General features: G+C 41.2%; 15 protein-coding genes and 1 pseudogene. 10 read left to right on the top strand and 6 right to left on the bottom strand.

Annotated features, from left to right (window positions below; all coding sequences use genetic code 11):
* The first annotated feature begins 127 nt into the window (after positions 1–127).
* The 3 genes from ACYVTD_RS05490 to ACYVTD_RS05480 are packed head-to-tail and all read left to right on the top strand — an operon-like array spanning position 128 to position 3,171.
* Complete coding sequence (locus tag ACYVTD_RS05490; RefSeq protein WP_461246783.1) at positions 128–1,630, top strand: S41 family peptidase; 1,503 nt, start codon at positions 128–130, stop codon at positions 1,628–1,630.
* Between the two features lie 3 nt (positions 1,631–1,633).
* Positions 1,634–2,452, top strand: a complete 819-nt coding sequence (locus ACYVTD_RS05485; RefSeq protein WP_461246782.1) for an RsmE family RNA methyltransferase — start codon at positions 1,634–1,636, stop codon at positions 2,450–2,452.
* Positions 2,416–3,171: a WecB/TagA/CpsF family glycosyltransferase gene (locus ACYVTD_RS05480; RefSeq protein ID WP_461246781.1), complete on the top strand. Its 756-nt coding sequence runs from the start codon at positions 2,416–2,418 to the stop codon at positions 3,169–3,171. The genes ACYVTD_RS05485 and ACYVTD_RS05480 overlap by 37 nt, the downstream gene beginning before the upstream one ends.
* 31 nt (positions 3,172–3,202) lie before the next feature.
* On the opposite strand, the gene ACYVTD_RS05475 is transcribed toward ACYVTD_RS05480, so the two are convergent.
* Complete coding sequence (locus ACYVTD_RS05475) at positions 3,203–4,282, bottom strand: hypothetical protein (RefSeq protein ID WP_461246780.1); 1,080 nt, start codon at positions 4,280–4,282, stop codon at positions 3,203–3,205.
* A gap of 22 nt (positions 4,283–4,304) precedes the next feature.
* Positions 4,305–5,138 carry a hypothetical protein gene (locus ACYVTD_RS05470; protein ID WP_461246779.1) on the bottom strand — a complete coding sequence of 278 codons (834 nt, stop codon included), beginning with the start codon at positions 5,136–5,138 and terminating at the stop codon, positions 4,305–4,307.
* A gap of 77 nt (positions 5,139–5,215) precedes the next feature.
* Between ACYVTD_RS05470 and ACYVTD_RS05465 the strand changes: the two genes are divergently transcribed.
* A complete protein-coding gene (locus ACYVTD_RS05465; RefSeq protein WP_461246778.1) occupies positions 5,216–5,917 on the top strand; it encodes a DUF2259 domain-containing protein in 702 nt (233 codons plus the stop codon).
* A gap of 115 nt (positions 5,918–6,032) precedes the next feature.
* On the opposite strand, the gene ACYVTD_RS05460 is transcribed toward ACYVTD_RS05465, so the two are convergent.
* The 3 genes from ACYVTD_RS05460 to ACYVTD_RS05450 form a co-directional block, all read right to left on the bottom strand.
* The gene (locus ACYVTD_RS05460; protein ID WP_461246777.1) at positions 6,033–6,350 is read right to left on the bottom strand and encodes a hypothetical protein; all 318 of its coding nucleotides are present in this window, start codon (positions 6,348–6,350) and stop codon (positions 6,033–6,035) included.
* Positions 6,351–6,589: 239 nt separating this feature from the next.
* A complete protein-coding gene (locus tag ACYVTD_RS05455; RefSeq protein WP_461246776.1) occupies positions 6,590–6,862 on the bottom strand; it encodes a hypothetical protein in 273 nt (90 codons plus the stop codon).
* A gap of 239 nt (positions 6,863–7,101) precedes the next feature.
* Entirely contained in the window at positions 7,102–7,392 is a 291-nt protein-coding gene (locus ACYVTD_RS05450; protein ID WP_461246775.1) for a hypothetical protein, read from the bottom strand.
* A 323-nt stretch (positions 7,393–7,715) separates the two neighbouring features.
* Between ACYVTD_RS05450 and ACYVTD_RS05445 the strand changes: the two genes are divergently transcribed.
* The 5 genes and pseudogenes from ACYVTD_RS05445 to ACYVTD_RS05425 all read left to right on the top strand — a co-directional run bounded on the left by ACYVTD_RS05445 (position 7,716) and on the right by ACYVTD_RS05425 (position 12,993).
* Positions 7,716–8,270, top strand: coding sequence for a helix-turn-helix domain-containing protein (locus ACYVTD_RS05445; protein WP_461246774.1), 555 nt, complete (start codon positions 7,716–7,718; stop codon positions 8,268–8,270).
* 12 nt (positions 8,271–8,282) lie between these two features.
* Positions 8,283–10,001, top strand: coding sequence for an AMP-binding protein (locus ACYVTD_RS05440; RefSeq protein WP_461246773.1), 1,719 nt, complete (start codon positions 8,283–8,285; stop codon positions 9,999–10,001).
* Between the two features lie 26 nt (positions 10,002–10,027).
* Positions 10,028–10,938 (top strand): annotated as a pseudogene (locus ACYVTD_RS05435) (polysaccharide deacetylase family protein).
* Positions 10,939–11,022: 84 nt separating this feature from the next.
* Positions 11,023–11,841, top strand: coding sequence for a CheR family methyltransferase (locus ACYVTD_RS05430; protein ID WP_461246772.1), 819 nt, complete (start codon positions 11,023–11,025; stop codon positions 11,839–11,841).
* Between the two features lie 12 nt (positions 11,842–11,853).
* Positions 11,854–12,993 (top strand): protein-glutamate methylesterase/protein-glutamine glutaminase, encoded by a 1,140-nt coding sequence (locus ACYVTD_RS05425; protein ID WP_461246771.1) that lies wholly within the window; start codon positions 11,854–11,856, stop codon positions 12,991–12,993.
* Between the two features lie 3 nt (positions 12,994–12,996).
* Here the strand turns inward: ACYVTD_RS05425 and pheS are convergent, their stop codons facing one another.
* The gene (gene pheS / locus ACYVTD_RS05420; protein WP_461246770.1) at positions 12,997–14,598 is read right to left on the bottom strand and encodes a phenylalanine--tRNA ligase subunit alpha; all 1,602 of its coding nucleotides are present in this window, start codon (positions 14,596–14,598) and stop codon (positions 12,997–12,999) included.
* 164 nt (positions 14,599–14,762) lie between these two features.
* Between pheS and ACYVTD_RS05415 the strand changes: the two genes are divergently transcribed.
* Entirely contained in the window at positions 14,763–16,838 is a 2,076-nt protein-coding gene (locus ACYVTD_RS05415) for a [Fe-Fe] hydrogenase large subunit C-terminal domain-containing protein (RefSeq protein ID WP_461246769.1), read from the top strand.
* The last annotated feature ends 148 nt before the right edge of the window (positions 16,839–16,986 follow it).

The raw sequence follows: 16,986 nt of genomic DNA, 5'->3' as shown, positions 1-16,986 counted from the left end.
AAACCAAACCAGAAATAATAACCGCGGTAAGTTTTTTACCTATTTTTCTCTTTCCTGCCATATTGTTCCCCTATTCTGTCACTACCTTTTTTATGTTAAATATATCATAATTATATCAGGAGTTATTATGGATAAAAAGTACAAAAAATCGTCTTTTACCTTTGTGTGGATTACAGCGACAGTTACCTTCTGCCTGTTATTTACTTTTGCGTTAATTCCGGGAGCCGCCGCGCAGGGTAATTTACAACTGCATTCGGGAGCGACAAATACGCAGAGTCAGGTTCGTAATTATACGAATATAATGCAGAATGTATATGACTTTATTATTCGCAATTATGTTGAGGAAGTAGACCCAAGAGTAGTTTTTGAAGGTGCGATGAACGGAATGTTTGGCGCTCTGGAAGACCCATATTCGACATTTTTAACTGAATCGGACATGAAAGATTTAAACGATACGACGCAGGGAAGCTTTGGCGGCGTAGGGCTTAATATCATAAAAGCCGTCGCCCCAAGACCGGACGGGAAACCAATGTGGGTAGAAGTTGTCTCTCCCATAGAAGACACTCCCGGCTGGCGCGCGGGTATAAACCCTGGCGATTTTATTACAAAAATTAACGGAGAGCCGACTGAAAAAATTACCATGGACGAAGTACTTGCCATGCTTAGGGGAACGCCCGGAGAGAGCGTAAACCTTGTTATTCGCCGCGGTGAAAAAATGGAGTTCCCTGTAACAATTGTCAGGGCGATTATAGAAGTGCCTACAGTTAAACACGCCATGATTGGCAGCACTGGCTATTTAAAACTCCTTACCTTTACACCGATGTCCGCCGAAAGAGCGAGAGATGCTATAAACGAGTTTAAAGATAAAAATTACAGCAGTCTTATACTGGACTTGCGTAACAATTACGGCGGAAGACTGGACGCCGCTGTAGAAATTTCCAACCTGTTTTTAGACGGCGGACTTGTCGTGCGAACAAGGTCAAGAATTGCGTCAGAAAACCGCGATTTTAACGCAAGGAAGGCTACTCTTGTGTCCGCCGATATTCCCGTCATTGTGCTGATAAACAAAGGCTCAGCTTCCGCTTCGGAAATTGTAGCAGGAGCGCTTAAAGATCGAGGCAGGGCTTATCTGGTTGGGGAAAATACTTTCGGCAAGGGATCGGTTCAACAGGTTTATCCTTTAAGCGGAACAGGTTTTAAGATAACCACCGCGCGTTACTATACGCCAAGCGATGTTAATATTGATAAAGTGGGCATACCGCCAGATCGTGAAGTAAAGTTCCCCGAATATACGGAAGCGGACGCTGAAAAATTAAACTTGCTCATAAACGCAAACAAGATACCGGAATTTGCCGAAAAAAATCCAAAGGCTACACCCGCGCAAATTGAAACTTTCGCGCAGGGGCTTGAACGCGAATACAAAATCAATCTGGCTTTGCTTAAGCGGCTAATCAGGAATGAATTAAACAGAACGACTATAGCCCCTGTTTATGATATGGAGTACGATGTTCAACTGCAGGAAGCAATGAAAATTTTTGACAGTAAAACGTATCAAAATTTAATGAAGAACTCAAAAACATTAAAACAACTGCAGGAAGAAGCCGAGGATAATCTGGTTCTTGCGTCATAAGGCATGAAACAATTTATTTTTCATAAAGAGCCGGATTTTTCACAAGGCAACGAGAACGGCATTGTCCGACTTACCGGCAATGACTATCATTACCTTGTGAATGTCCGCCGTCTTGCGCCGGGAGAATTTTTCCCCGCTCTTTTACCAAACGGCAAAGAAACCCTTGTACAGGTGCTCTCTGTTGAACACGGCGTACTAATAGGTAAATGCAACGCCCCGGAAAATCACGCGCATGGGCAGGAAAATAATTTACCGCCGATAATTTTATTTCAGGCTATGCCCAAGGGCGACAAGATGGACTTGATTGTCCGACAGGCGGCTGAAGGCGGAATTACGGAAATTGTTCCATTTGTTTCGGAGTTTTCGGTGGCAAAAACAGCCGCCGGAAAAGGGCAAAAATTTTTACGCTGGGAACGAATCATAAAAGAGGCAAGACAACAGAGCGGTTCCAAGACAGCTACTGCCCTTCACCCGCCGCTTACAATAAATGAACTTTTTAATTATTGGGAAAAACTACAAGAAAAAACTACAATAAACTCGCTTGGATTATTATTTCATCATCAAAAAGGGCTTGAACAGAAGGTACTTCACGAGTATCTTAATAGTATGCCCTCGGTTGTAGCCTTTGCCATAGGACCGGAAGGGGGATTTTCCGAAAAAGAGGTTTCCCTCTTTTTGGAAAACGGGTTTAAGCCGTTAAACATAGGCGATACCGTCTTACGGACAGAAACTGCCGCTCTTTATTGCGCGGCGGCGGTACGCATTTTATTACTGGAGAAAGATTCGTGGGAACTGAAACAAGCGAAATACGACAAAGAATAACCCTGCTTAAAGTCCCGGTTGATATTATCGCGCCAGAGGATCTTAGCTCTGTTGTGTATGAGCTTCTAAAAGAAAAAAAAGAGCATAATATTGTTCTTCTTTCTCTGTGGGACTTACTACGCGCAAGAAGAAGCGGCGAATATCGCTCTTATGTTACAAGAGCGTCTTTGGTTATTCCTATTTCCAAAAGCATAATCGGAGGAATAAAATTCCTTACCGGGAAAAAAGCATATCGTTATATGCCGTTCGATTTTATTATCAGTATGCTTACCATTTTGGAAAATAGGGAATTTACCTGCTACCTGCTTGGCGGCAGAAGAAAAATCCTCCTTAAAACGGAACAAAATATCAGACAGACATTCCCGCGCCTTCGCATTGTAGGGCGTTTTCCCGGCTATTTTAAAAAATACGAAGAAGCCACAATCATTAAGGCTATCAAAAAATCATCGCCTGCGTTATTGTTGGCGGGAACTGGCATACGCGGCAAAGAACGCTGGATTGCCAGAAACAACATCGCTCTTGGGGAAGGCATGAGACTGTGGTGCAGCGACATTTTTGACGTATTTGCCGAAAGAAAAAAACACCCGTCCCGCGCCGCATTTAATTCCGGGCTTGAATGGATAGGCTACTGTTTTAACAATCCGTTTAAATTTTTTAGAGTTTTCCCGTACATTGGCTACAAGTTTTTATTGCTGTATTACAAACTTTTTGTTAAATAGGTGTGTCCACATTATAGACTTACTCTTTCGCTTATTGGTACATAATGATATAAGGACGCGGATTTAGTTTATACACATCTTTTGGCGACATTATAGGATCGTCGTAACCCGCGCCCGGTATTCCAAAATTGTAAAACAACTTAAAAGCTTTAATAGGCATATTGGAAGCAAGCGCATTGTAATCGTAAGTACTGCGTTTCATACTGGGCGGACCAAAACCATCGGCGCAATGAATCAGCCTGACTCTGTTAAAATTGCTTTTAACCTCCGCGCGATTTTGAATCATTACATGGTTAAATTGATGAATAACAAACATACGCTCACCGGGGATATTATTTTCAATTATATAATCTTCCATTATTTGTTGCGCAAGATTGACTTCTTCCGCTCTTAAACTGCCAATACTTACCATTGGACTATTTGTCCGCCATTCGGGATCAAGGGCAAGATGCACATTTTGGTAACGCAAATACGGAAGCATTTTTTTAAGCGAATCTATAGGGTCATAACGTCCAATTTGATGATCGATAAAAATTAATATATCATTTTTCATTCCGTACTCGATATACGGCAGAAGAACTTTATCCCCTATTATCCCTATTTCGCCCTTGGGCCAAACAGTCCCATAAATCAGATAAAAAGCCTTACGCACTTTCCGCCCGCCATTAACCGCCTCGTATTCGGCGGCAAGGGTTGTCAACTGTTTGTCCAATTCTTCAATTGAGTAGCGTCCTAAAATTCCCATGTTGCGCGAACCGGGATGCCCATAGTACGCAAGAATATCGTTATTAAGCAAAAAAGAAACCTGATAATCCTTTAATCGGTTTTTATATTCCGTTTCTTCCGCAGTGTTAACCCAATAAGGCAGGGAATTTTCTAGCTTTTTCCATGTGTTAATTGTTTCAATAAAAAGCATATGCGGAAAAAGCGGCGCAGCATTAAAAATTGTATCAGTATCAGAAGATGATGACCCGTCGCCTGAAGCCGCATAAAGCCCCGAACCCGCGCAAAAAATAAACGCGGCTACTAAAAAACAAAAAGTCTTTTTGGAAAAAAACATAGTTATTACTTTTCGGCAGAAAGGTCGATTTTCTTCAATTTTAAGCAGCAATCCAGCATAGCCGGATTGTACATTATAACCACAGATGTATTTTGTGCAATTTTGAACAAAGAATTATAGTCCCGATTGACAGCAGAATAATACCCGGAATTAGCCCTATCCAATTATCAACATTTACAACAAAGCCCCTGCCGGCAAGGGCAAGCATAACCCCAACCGCAATACTGCTATATTCTCGTGTATCATGGATTTTTGCGGCAATAAAAAAACTTATCATTGTGGTAATAAAAGCCGCCGCAGAAACCAAAGTAAACATTGTATTATAGCTGTTTACGATATTTAAACTTGTATCCCAATTAGAATTATCAATGGGGACGCCTATAGTAATTACCATAGCGGCAATAATTAATACAAAGATTACATTACGCGTTTTTTGTACTTCAAGCCCTGCGGCGCATAAACCGGCGGAAAAAAGCGAAAAAATACTAAAATATCGGGCAAAAAGCAGGAGTCTTGTCGCTAAACCGACATAAAATAATGAAAAATAAAAAATTTGTTGCAAAGGCAGGATAAAACGGACAGCTTCCAAGGCAAAAGAGAGGGTAAAAATGGCAATATACAGTATTTCAGGCGAGGAAGTCCTTTCAAAAAAGAAATGAATAAAAATTATGCTGATAAGCGAGTATAAAACCACTGCCGCCAGAGAGACATAAACGGCATAATAGTTATTTCTCATGAAAAAACCGGTTAAAAGCTGAAAAATATTGTCCGGACGGCGGGTATATTCTCCCATAATCTCGGGAAAAACAGGAATTATCAAAAAAGAAGCCGCCGCGACAAACAAGGTACAGATTGAACTTAGGGCAATACCTATCTTAAAAAAGGTATTTCTTTCGGAAAGCGTCATACCGCAGTTTAGCCTAATAAATATTTAATCTCAAGACAGAAAATGTAATACCGATAATAAGAATTAAGGGGAACTCTATGCTATTGAAAAAAAGAGTATTTATACTTTTTATAATTCTCTTAATTTCTGTTTCCGCTCTATGGGCGGGAGACACCGCTGTTTTTGTCGATTTGGGCTTTTCTTCGGACGGCAGGACATATATGTTCGGTCAATATGGGGTACTTGCCCCGTCTTTACGCCCTTGGGCGGATTTATATATCGTAGATGTAGTTACCAACACATTTGTTCAAAACGGCAAAGTCTCTCTTACGGAAAGCGCTCCGATAAAAGCGGGACAGGACGGCTCCGGCATTTTACACAGACTAGTTTCCAATAATTCGTCTCTTACAAATCGATACGGAATTAATTTCCAGAATCAGGGACTTCCCCTTTACATATCCAGAGACGAAAGACCTCCATCGCACGGGGAAAAAATCGACTTCCGCGATTTCCTTTCAGGCAAGTCATATAATGCTCAATTAATTCCCACCATTACGGGAAGCGGGCAAAATGTAAGATCGCAATTTTATATCAATCTTGAAGTTTCTTCGCCAAATGGTCAATTTAGAACATACAAAGTTGGCACTCCGAGTTTTGTTCGTCAGGGGATTGTCCAATACAACATAAAAAGAGTTTTGATTGATGCAAACGGCAATTCGGTTATTTTCGTAATAGAAACAATGCATGTTACCGACAACGGCTACGATATCCGTTACATGGTAGAAGCTGTAAGACTCTAAAATTTTAACCCATCATTAAAACCTGTATAACAAAAACCCTGTCCTCATTGTATCTATGCAAAAAAAAGAGGCTCTTATTAAGAGCCTCTTTAATCAATAACTTTTCAGCAAGCGCTTATTTTGCGTAGGCTGTGATTTTATTTCCAATGAAAATAAAGGTTGTTACTGATACAATTTTTTTGCCTGAAGCTTCGGCATCTTTTACTTTCTTTGCATAGTCGTCATAGCCTGTATCAAAGAGGTTTAAAATAGACAAGTACGAGGCAATTTCGGTATAGCCTTCAGTAGCTGCTGCCTTTGCGCCGCCGCCTGAGAAAAGACCATGAGCGTTGCCTGCTCCACCGATTGTTGTAGCGGTAACGCAGCCTGCCATAGAAAGTCCGATTATCGCAACTATGGCGATAATCATTAAAGATTTAAATAAGTTCTTCATAAGAAAGAACCTCCTTTTGTGATTACTTGCTATTTTTATATAGCTTTGTAATCTTTAAATTAAATGCCTATAATAGGCATTTCCCACAACGTAGGAAATATACTTAGAATGTTCTTTAACATTCATTCATACCGTTAAATAATACTAACATTGTTAAAAATAATCAACTGTCGAAAATTACTTTTTTTTGCAAAAATCACCGCTTTCTATACAATAAAAGAAGTTCTAAAACTTTAGTTTTAGACAGCCCTAAAAACTTGTGTAACAAAAGCCCCGTCCTCAAATAAAAATCGAATATAAAGCAGGTTTTTCGGATTATTCCGTTCCCAAAGAGCGTCTTTTTGCTGTTCTATTGCCAAATCAAGCCATTCATCGGGGATTAAAACAGCGTCGGATCGACACTGCATAAACAGGTAATCCCCCTGCGGAAGCGACACAAATTCCTCTGTTTTTTCCGCGCCCCCGCCCTGAGTCTCCGCCACTTTTTCCCCAATAAACAATAACTTACCCAAAAACCGCTCCCTATCCGGCTCAATACTGCAACCCTGAACAGGATTTACCTCATAGCAAAAGAGAATTTCCCCTTCAAACCTCGTAGGGTTTTGGCGGTCAGATTTGACATATTGCAAAGGAGTACAAAGATTTAATAGCGTTAAAGACGTGTGTTCCATTAAGGTATTTTATCATTTTTGCTAAAAAAAAAACCACCTGAAACAGGTGGTCAAAGTCATTTTTAAATAGTTAACGATTGTCAAACATCGCCATCGTCAGATTCTTCATCAGGGTCGTCTTCAGACTCATCATCAGATCCATCTTCAGCATCGTCTTCTGACTCATCTTCTAACTCATCATCAATATCGGTTTCGGGATCAGTACCGGGGTCAGTACCTGGATCGGTTCCAAGATCTGTATCAGAGTCAGAGTCTGCTTCAGTATCGGTATTGATACTGTCATAATCTGTTGGGGAAAGACACCCAACAACCGTTAATCCTAATGCCAGCGCTATTACCAGCATTACCAGCCAGATTTTTTTGTTTGCCATAATTTTCTCCTTCGCAATCAAAATTTTTTTATGCGTTTTAATTCATAAAATACTGACACTCAGTTTTTATGACGCATAACCGAAAATAATCAGTCTACTAACATAATAAAGAAGCGAGAAAACAGACTATGGAAATTTCTTTTTTAGGGTACAAGTATTTTATAAATTCTTAAAAAAAATTATTTGTTTCTTTTATTTTTCAAAAAATGACCGCTAAGCAAGCTGTCATAGTCAATTTAAATTTATTAAAATCTGTGGTTTTTGGGTATTTAAAAATATTACGATTAATACTATTATATTTTTAAAGGATATTAGGAGGAATTATGACAGAGCAATTACATGAAATTGGCGCAAGGCTTTTGGCTTTGCGGGACATTTTAAATATTTCCGCCAAGCAAATGGCGCAGACTATGGATATTCCCGTTGAAGAATATTTAGCTTATGAAGACGGACAGCGGGATTTTTCTTTCAGTTTTTTACAAAATGCGGCTCTTGTTTTTGGCGTTGATGTTGTAGATATTATTTCCGGCGAATCGCCAAAACTTACAAAATGCGCCATTGTTAAAAAAGGCGAAGGTTACGATATAGAGCGACGCAAAGCCTACGACTATAAACATCTTGCCTTTACCTTTAGTCACAAAAGAGCCGAGCCTTTTTTGGTTACAGTAGAGCCAAAACAAGATGAAAAGCTGACTCTGCATTCGCATGACGGACAGGAGTTTGACTATATGCTTTCCGGTAAAATGGAGTTTCATTTTGACAAGGCAGTTTATATTCTTAACGAAGGCGACAGCGTATATTTTGATTCAGGCATTCCACATGCCATGAAAACTGTCGGTAATCAAGCGGCACAATTTCTTGCCGTGGTAATCAAATAAGGAAGGACAACTATGTTAATTTACGAAAAATTTATAGGAAAAAATAGAGACGATTTTTCTTCTTATGAAGATCTTAAAAAAAACTATAAAGTCTCCTACAAGGACGATTTTAATTTTGCTTATGATGTTCTTGACGAGTTGGCAAAAACACAGCCGGACGCGCTCTGTATGCTGTGGATTTCCAACGAAGGCGAAGAAAAACGCATAACCTTTGCGGATATGGCGCGGTACTCAAATAAAGCCGCAAATTATTTTAAATCGTTGGGTATACGCAAAGGCGACTTTGTAATGCTGGTACTCAAAAGAAGTTACCTTTTCTGGTACTGCATGATGGGTCTGCACAAACTCGGCGCAGTAGCGGTGCAGGCGGCGCACCTTTTAACAAAGGACGATTACATCTACCGCTGTAATGCGGGCGGCATCAAAATGGCAGTCATCACAGGAGACAATAATTGCACCGAGTCTTTTGACGGCGGTTTAAGCGAATATAAAACGATAAAAATTAAAGCGGTAACCAAAGGTAAAAAAGCCGGTGACGGCTGGCTCGACTTTGAAGCGGGACTGGAAGCCGCTTCAGATAATTGGAAGCGTCCCACAGGATCAGAAGCGACCAAAGCCTCCGACATAATGATCATGTCGTTTTCTTCCGGCACTACAGGCTATCCCAAAATGGTAGCGCACGATTTCACCTACCCGCTTGGACACTTGGCAACAGGAGTTTTTTGGCACAGAGTAGAAAAAGGCGGCTTACACTTTACAATTTCCGATACCGGTTGGCTTAAATCGCTGTGGGGGAAAATGTACGGGCAGTGGCTCGGCGAATGCGCAATCCTTACTTACGACTTTGAAAAATTTAACGCCCGCGATATTTTAAAAGTTATCGAAAAATACAAAGTAACAAGTTTCTGCGCCCCGCCCACCATGTACCGCTTTATCATGAACGAAGACGTTCCCTCTTACAATCTTTCCGCTCTTAAACACTGCACAGCGGCAGGTGAGGCATTAAGTCAGGATCTGTTTAAAAAATGGGAAACAATGACGGGGCTTAACATTTACGAAGGTTTTGGGCAGACGGAAACAACAATCTGTTGCGGAACGCTCTACCCTTTCACGGAACCTCACGCCAGCTCAATGGGCATGGAAATCCCAGGTTACGACATTGCCCTCCTCGACGCGGACGGCAACAATGTCCCAATCGGCGCAACAGGCGAAATCTGCATGAAGGCGGATCGCCCCAAACACGGAGTTATCCGCCGTCCAGTTGGTCTATTTATCGGTTACTACAAAAACGACGAAGCTACAAACACCTCATGGCATGACGGATATTTCCACACAGGCGATCTTGCCTATTACGATGAGCAAGGATATTTGTGGTATGTGGGGCGCAATGACGATGTTATAAAATCGTCAGGTTACCGCATAGGACCTTTCGAGGTAGAAAGCGTGCTGTTAAAACACCCCGCCGTAGCCGAAACTGCGGTAACCGGAATACCCGACCCAATCCGAGGTTTCAACGTAAAGGCGACAATTGTACTTGCTAAGAATTTTCAGGCTTCTGATGAGCTTGTCAAAGACTTGCAGGACTTTGTTAAAAAAAGTACCGCGCCGTATAAGTACCCAAGAGTTATTGAGTTTGTCAGTGAGTTGCCAAAAACTATAAATGGGAAAATTCGCCGCGCGGAAATACGCAACAGAGACATGGGCAAACCGCCGACAGAAAGCGATATTTAGAATTACCTCCGATAAAAAATAATATAATGCAAGACCGCATACATGCATTATTGGATATTTCAACTAAGAGGCGGAAAATGAAAAATAAAGGTTTAAAATTAATTGCGGAAATTTTTATTGCGGTTATAATGATAACAGCATGCGTTACAGATAGCGGCAATAATGATAACGATGTTAATAAAGATAATCCCAAAACATGGTTAAGCGAGCACGGAGACGAAGTTATGAACTACGCCTATTCAAAAGCTGATATTGAGGCGGAAATAGAAGCCGTTTGGAATGAATACGGATACGATGAAAAACCAACCAAGTATATCGCCATAAGTTTTGACGATGGTCCCTGTTCCGCGTCCAATTATGGCGGGACTACGGCAATGCTCGCAAAACTTGATGAATTAAAGGTAAAAGCTACTTTTTTTGTAATTGGACAAAATGTCCGCGCAAACAAGTCCGTCGCGCAGGCGATTTCGACGGCGGACACGAATTAGGCAATCATTCCGACGGTTATGACAGCTTGGGAAGCTCATCTACAAGCGACATAGCCGCAAATTTGGACGCGACAGGACTGGCAATCAAAGAAATAACTGGTAAATATCCTTGTTTATTCCGCGCTCCAAACTTAAACCACGGAAAAAATCTGTCCCAAGTCTGCGCGGAACGGGGTATGGCTCTAATCGACGGAAACACACACAATGACTGGGACGGAACCGGTCATACGCCGACATCAATAAAAGATAGCGTCCTTGCCAATCCTAAGGACGGCGGCATAATCCTTTTACACGATAACAATACTTCCAAAGGCGATACACTGAGTGCCTTACCCGAAATAATCGACGGACTTAGGGAAAAAGGGTTCTGGATTATGACAGTCGGTCAGCTTGCCGCAGTAAAAGAAAAACCCCTAGAAGCCGGAAAAAGGTACGGATCTATCAATTAATGTGGTTTTTTAACATTTTTTTAATAAATATCGGTTTAATTTATAGCTATTGACTCTATTTGAATACTCACATATTATATAGATATGGCAGAAATAGAGACTCTTAGTGATGCCAATTTTGAGTTATATCGCGATCTTATATATAAAGAAAGTGGGATAACATTTACTCCAACCAACCGTTCAATTTTGGAAAGTCGGCTAAAGGAACGTCTACGCGAAAAAGGTTTAACTTCCATGACTGAGTACCTTGAAAAGGTAAAGTCAAGCAAAGATGAACTAACCGGATTTTTGGATTCTATTACTACCAACCTGACGCGGTTCTTCAGAAATCAAGCGCATTTTGACGCACTGGAAAAATACGTTATTCCCGAATTAATTAACAATATCAGAAAAATCCCCGGAACAATCAAGATATGGAGCGCCGGATGCTCTACTGGGGAAGAACCCTATACTATCGCAATGTTATTAAGTGAAATTCTTCCAAAAGCATGGAACTTTGAAATTCTTGCCAGCGATATTTCACTTAAATGTTTAATGACTGCAAAAGAGGGGTTTTATGCCGAAAACAGAATCGTCGGCGTCCCCGATAACTATCTTGCGAAATATTTTGACAAAGTAGACGGCGGGTACAAAATTCACCCAGATATTCAAGCAAAAATAAAATTCGACTATCACAATTTAAAAAACGATTCCCAGCAAAGAAATTTTGATATCGTTTTCTGTCGTAATGTAATTATTTATTTTGATGAAGCCGCTCAGACCGCGGTTATGAATCGTTTTTGGGACTCTATGGCATCAAGATCATTCTTGTACATTGGTCATTCAGAATCTCTGTTCGGAATGAATACAAAATTTGAATTCTTAAAAACGGAATGGGCAACATTGTATTGTAAAAAGGTCTAAAGGATATTTAAAATGGCAGATGAAATATCGGTACTAATCGTAGATGACTCGGCGTTAATGCGTAACTTAATCGGTCGTATGATCGAGGACACTCCCGGTTTATCGGTTGCCGAAAAAGCAATGAACGGCAATTTTGCCCTGCAAAAAATACCCCGCGTCGAACCGGACGTTATTTGTCTTGACCTTGAAATGCCGGAAATGAACGGTATTGAATTTTTAAAAGAACGAAAAAAAAGAGGGATCGATATTCCCGTTGTAATACTTTCTTCCGTTGCCGCCCGCGGCGCAGCTATTACAATGGAAGCACTTTCTCTTGGCGCAAGCGACTTTATACAAAAACCGTCAGGTTCAGTATCAGAAGATATTCATGTAGTAAAAGATACGCTTGTAGCTAAACTGCTTGGTTACGGCGGAGCATACCGCAGATCTAAAGGTAAAAAAGTTCTCGCTCCTTCGGAATATCAACAAAAAGCTCCGCAAACAAAGAATATAGATTTAGCGGTTCATTTTAATCTTGTATCCGAAGCGCCCACCGGTCCCGCTCAACCTCCTGTTAGAGCGCGTTATCCTGCTAACACGGAAATAATCGCTATCGGTATCAGCACCGGAGGACCTGACGCTCTGCGCGTAGTCTTCTCAAACATAGACGCCGATTTAAAAGTACCGATTGTCGTAGTACAGCATATGCCGGCGGGCTTTACAAATGAATTCGCAAAGAGTCTTGATCGCATTTGTCCGTTAGATGTAAAAGAAGCGGAAGATGGCGATGAAATAAGACCGGGCAGAATAATTATCGCACAGGGCAACAAACATCTTGAAGTTGAAAAAAAAGGCTCTGGTGGGTTTGTGCGTCTTTCTGACGAGCCTCTGGTTTCGGGACATAGACCTTCCGCCGACGTGCTTTTTGCCTCGGTAGCGATGGCATATACAAACCATGCGCTTGGAGTAATCATGACGGGTATGGGACGCGACGGAGCACAACACCTCGGCACTATTTACAAAGAAGGCGGCATGACCTTAGGTCAAGATGAAAAAACTGCGATTGTTTACGGAATGCCGCGCGTTGCTTATGAATTAGGTCATGTTATGGAACAGGTTCCTCTAAACAATATGGCTCGCCGTATCTGCGATATCGCAAAAACACCGCGTTAAAACTTAACTTGCTTTTGCCCTTCTTAATCTTACGTTCTCAACATCATAGCTGAATAATTCTCTAAGATCATTTAATCCCAGAGCCATCAGCGCCATGCGGTCTATACCAATGCCCCACGCTGCGACAGGAACATTCACTCCAAGACTGGAAGTAACTTCGGGGCGGAAAATGCCGGAACCGCCAAGTTCAAACCAACCAAGAATGGGGTGCTTGATATGCACTTCAACGGAAGGTTCCGTAAACGGAAAGTATCCGGGGACGTATTTAACTTCTTTCGCGCCGGCAACTTCAACGGCAAACATTTCCAACATTCCCAAAAGTGTGCGAAGGTTGACGTTTTCACCTAACACAATGCCCTCAGTTTGATAAAAGTCAGACCCATGAGTCGCGTCCACGCGGTCGTAGCGGAAACAACGGGCAATGCCAAAGTATTTGCCGGGGATTTTTGCCGTCGGCAACTGTTTTGCGGAAAGCACAGTCCCCTGTGAGCGCAGAATAAGCCTTTTTGTAAAATCGCGGTCAAAACCATAATTCCAGCCGCGACTTCCCGTTGCGCCGCCGTTTTCGTGAGCGGACGCGACATTGGAAAGCCAAGGTTCGCTAATGGATTTTGCCCGTGCAATTCCGTCTTTTGTGGAATTTGACGGGTCGGCAATACTGTATGCGTCGTGAATGTCGCGGGCTGAATGAAACTGCGGCATAAAAAGAGCGTCCGAATTCCAGAATTCAGTCTCGACCAACGGACCATCAAATTCTTCAAAGCCAAGTGAAGTAAGTTTATCTTTTACATTTTCTAAAAATTTAGCGTAGGGATTACTTCTGCCGGGCGTTAGCCGAACAGGAGGTGTTTTAACATTATACGAGCGAAATGTTTTTCCTTTCCAACTGCCGTCTTCAAGCATTGATTGGGTCAATGCGCCAATTTCATCACCTGTAATTCCCGCCGCTTTAAGCGCTTGCGCCGCTTCGACTGCGGGGATAGATCCATCTTCCGCAGTTTTAAAACCAAAGAAAACTGTTTCACGATCTATTTGACGAAACGGCGCGTCCGCCGCTCCGCGTTTTTTCGCGATACCTGACATGACACTTTTTTCGGTTGTGTCTAAGGAAGCTTCGGAAATTGCGCCTTTAACTCCCTTTTCCAACAAACTGCGAAGCACGGCAAATTGATCGGCAGAAGGACATTTTGACACAACTACATTTTTATCGCCGTCCATTGCAAGTATGCCAATTTTAGAAAGACTTCCAAACGCGCTGCCAATATCTTTGTTTTCGATGTTAAGCGCCTTAGCAATGTCAGGCAGTTTAAGTTCTCCGCTCTTTGTTTTTACAAGCTCAATAATACGCTCTTCGGGGCTACCCTTTTCTTTCCACACTTTTCCAAGATCTGTCAACTCAAAAAACACAGCTGTCTCACGCCTAAGTTCTTCCACCAATTCTTTGCCCGCAAGCCATGAAAGCGCTTGGTTTCCGTTACCGGGTTTAAATCCCAGCTCCTGCTCAACTTTTTCTATTGTAAGCTCTTCTCCTTTTTTGTAATTAAGGAGTATTCGCACTTCCAGCGGGTGTAAATTTTTTACAATGTTTTTTATATCGACTGACATGACATATTACCTCAATTTGTTATTTTAAAATTACCAAAAAATAATTAAGCGGTCAATAGAGATAATGCCCAAAAAGCAAACAAAACTTACAAAAATTGTTGATTAACAGCAGTCGATACAATATAATGGGTAGAGAATTTTCATGTTTTTAAGGAGTTTTTAGCATGGGGCAAGCGCCACTTTCACACGTTATTCAAATTGATGAAGATAAATGTATAAATTGTTACGCGTGTATAACAGGTTGCCCCGTAAAATACTGCATGGACGGATCAGGCGATAAGCTGGCTATAAATCCTGATCTTTGCATAGGTTGCGGCAATTGTATTTTGGTATGCTCGCACAAAGCCAGAAAATTAGTAGACGATACCTCTCATTTTTTCAGCGATCTTAAACAGGGACAAAAAGCTGTCGCTGTTGTCGCTCCGGCAGCCGCTTCAGCCTTTCCTAACCAATACTTGAATTTAAACGGATGGCTTAAGACCATCGGCGTTGAAGCTTTTTTTGACGTAAGTTTCGGCGCGGAATTAACCGTTATTTCATACCTTGAATACATTAAAGCAAAAAATCCAAGAACTGTTATCGCTCAGCCATGTCCGGCGATTGTCTCTTTTATTCAAATTTATCATCCTGAGTTAATACCCTACCTTGCGCCGGCGGACAGTCCAATGCTCCACACCGCAAAATTGATCCGTGAATTTTACCCCGAATATAAAAATCATAAAATTGTAATTATATCCCCATGTATCGCCAAGCGGCGCGAGTTTGATGAAACTAGTATTGGAGATTATAACGTAACAATGTCTGCATTAAAAAATTATATTAAAGAGCGTAATATCGATCTTTCCGCTTTTCCTGAAGTTGAATATATAGGACCGCATGCGGAACGCGCGGTAGGATTCTCCTCTCCAGGCGGCTTACTGGATACAGCGGAACGTTTTGTCCCAGGTATCAGAAGAAGGACTCATAAAACAGAGGGTGTTCACACTATATATCCGTACTTATTGGAACTTGCGGAAGAATTGGATAAAGATACTGAACTGCCGTTATTGATAGACTGTCTAAACTGCGAAAAAGGTTGTAATGGAGGTCCCGGAACGGGGAATAGCCATTTGTCATTACCTGTACTTGAAAACCCAATTCGTAAACGCAGAGCAAAGCTGGAAGAATACCATAAACCCAAAAAAGGAGAATGGGTATATAAAAAGTATCATAACTTATTGAATAAATACTGGAAAAAAGACTTATACAATAGAAGTTACAGGGACTTATCGGGAAACAACACCATAAAAAAACCAAATGAAGAAGAGCTTAAAAAAATCTACGCTAGTATGAAAAAGTACAGCGAAAAAGATTTATACGATTGTACAAGCTGCGGTTACGGAAGCTGTAAATCGATGGCAACGGCTATTTTTAACGGAGTAAACAAACCCGATCACTGCGCCCACTACATTCTTGAAATGCTTAACGAAGGAAGGAAAGTACATGAATTAATCAATCTGCTTACAGAGCATATAAACAATGCAACTTCTCTTATCGACGGCATAGTACAAATTGTACATGATTTATATGAAAGCATAGATACCCAGTCAAAATCTGTCGAAGAATCTTCCAAAAAAACCGAAGTAATGGTTAATTCGTTAATGTCCACTTCCGATATTTCACAGAAAAAACGCCAAGACATAAAAGGCTTGTTAGAAAATACAAACCAAAGCCAAGAGTCTATGCGTGAAACAATTCAGTCAATTCAAGGTATTTCTCAATTAGTTGACGGTATTGCGTCCGCAATTAAAATAATCAGCGCGATTGCCGCTAATACAAATTTGCTTTCAATGAACGCGGCAATCGAAGCCGCTCATGCCGGTGAAGCTGGAAAAGGCTTTGCCGTAGTAGCAAATGAAATCCGCCGTCTTTCCGAAACTACAAGAGAAAATTCCCGCAATATATCGCAGACATTAAAAAATATCATAGACGGTATAGCAAAAACATCTAAACAATCAGATGATACCGGCGTCAGAATTACCGGTATGTCAAAAGAAATAAGCAGTTTTGCGGATACAATGACCACTCTTATAAACACCTTTAATGAGCTGTCCGCCCAAAGCGGAGAAATTACAAACTCTCTTTGCGACCTGCGCGATATAAGCAATTCCGTAAAAACCGATTACGATAAAATGCTCAAAATGACAAACCAATTACGCGACTCAATGCACGAATTGGCGGCAATAGCGGATAAAAAATAACCAATAAAATCGTAAATCGCTAATATCAATATTTTCATAAATTTACAACCTTTTATGTTAAATAATTTACATAAAAAACTACTGAATTTCCTTGACCCATGAAACGCTTGATTGAATAGACAGTGTTCTCTGGATTGGTGATCATCTG

The sequence above is a fragment of the Treponema sp. R6D11 genome (assembly GCF_054786075.1).
This window is presented reverse-complemented; position numbering and strand designations above follow the sequence as displayed.

Bases quoted from the DNA above. Each gene is read 5' to 3' on its own strand.
- ACYVTD_RS05490 (WP_461246783.1), top strand. From the start codon at position 128: ATGGATAAAAAGTACAAAAAATCGTCTTTTACCTTTGTGTGGATTACA.
- ACYVTD_RS05485 (WP_461246782.1), top strand. From the start codon at position 1,634: ATGAAACAATTTATTTTTCATAAAGAGCCGGATTTTTCACAAGGCAAC.
- ACYVTD_RS05470 (WP_461246779.1), bottom strand. From the start codon at position 5,138: ATGACGCTTTCCGAAAGAAATACCTTTTTTAAGATAGGTATTGCCCTA.
- ACYVTD_RS05465 (WP_461246778.1), top strand. From the start codon at position 5,216: ATGCTATTGAAAAAAAGAGTATTTATACTTTTTATAATTCTCTTAATT.
- ACYVTD_RS05460 (WP_461246777.1), bottom strand. From the start codon at position 6,350: ATGAAGAACTTATTTAAATCTTTAATGATTATCGCCATAGTTGCGATA.
- ACYVTD_RS05450 (WP_461246775.1), bottom strand. From the start codon at position 7,392: ATGGCAAACAAAAAAATCTGGCTGGTAATGCTGGTAATAGCGCTGGCA.
- ACYVTD_RS05445 (WP_461246774.1), top strand. From the start codon at position 7,716: ATGACAGAGCAATTACATGAAATTGGCGCAAGGCTTTTGGCTTTGCGG.
- ACYVTD_RS05440 (WP_461246773.1), top strand. From the start codon at position 8,283: ATGTTAATTTACGAAAAATTTATAGGAAAAAATAGAGACGATTTTTCT.
- ACYVTD_RS05430 (WP_461246772.1), top strand. From the start codon at position 11,023: ATGGCAGAAATAGAGACTCTTAGTGATGCCAATTTTGAGTTATATCGC.
- ACYVTD_RS05425 (WP_461246771.1), top strand. From the start codon at position 11,854: ATGGCAGATGAAATATCGGTACTAATCGTAGATGACTCGGCGTTAATG.
- pheS (WP_461246770.1), bottom strand. From the start codon at position 14,598: ATGTCAGTCGATATAAAAAACATTGTAAAAAATTTACACCCGCTGGAA.
- ACYVTD_RS05415 (WP_461246769.1), top strand. From the start codon at position 14,763: ATGGGGCAAGCGCCACTTTCACACGTTATTCAAATTGATGAAGATAAA.